Raw genomic sequence first — 575 nt, forward strand, 5'->3', positions numbered from 1 at the left:
AGGGGAGATTCCTTATTTGAGGCAAGTTGTAGAACGTTAAAATTATTGTATGAACCTATATGTTAGCTGCTATAATACTTACATAAGGCTGGATCTATAACACCCCCCTGGTATATGGCAAGTTCTCGAGTTCCTATTACTTCTATTGGTGAAGATTTAGCAAATTCTAGGTAGGTACCGCTATAATATGCTCCTGCACATATTCCAAGAAAACTACCACCTTGCATTAAATATTTCTGTATTTGCTTATTGCCTTTACCGTTAAGATATTGTGTATAATACCTATCCGCCCCTCCTGGAATAATAAGTAAACTAGTATTATCAATCCAATCGCCTCTTATAATTTCTTCTGCAGAAATATAACTTATATGATATTTTGTTGAAGCATAATGAACAAAACTATTAAAGGTATGATACAAGCTTTCCTTCGATGTACCTAGCCCATTATAGATTCTGATTGATGATATCATTAAATTTTTTTACTCAAACTAATAGCTATATTACTCGATAATCAAGTTTTTTGCAGAGCTTATAAATAGTAGGTTGTTTGAAGAAAAATTGAATATATCCGAGTC

1 protein-coding gene is annotated in these 575 nt (G+C 32.5%); it reads right to left on the minus strand.

Going from position 1 to position 575, the window contains the following annotated elements:
• Window positions 1-62 precede the first annotated feature (62 nt).
• Window positions 63-470, minus strand: a complete 408-nt coding sequence (locus tag RiCNE_RS07200) for a BPL-N domain-containing protein (RefSeq protein ID WP_094649854.1) — start codon at window positions 468-470, stop codon at window positions 63-65.
• Between the last annotated feature and the right edge of the window lie 105 nt (window positions 471-575).

Origin of the sequence: Rickettsia endosymbiont of Culicoides newsteadi (assembly GCF_002259525.1) — a bacterium.
Classification (GTDB): Bacteria; Pseudomonadota; Alphaproteobacteria; order Rickettsiales; family Rickettsiaceae; genus Tisiphia.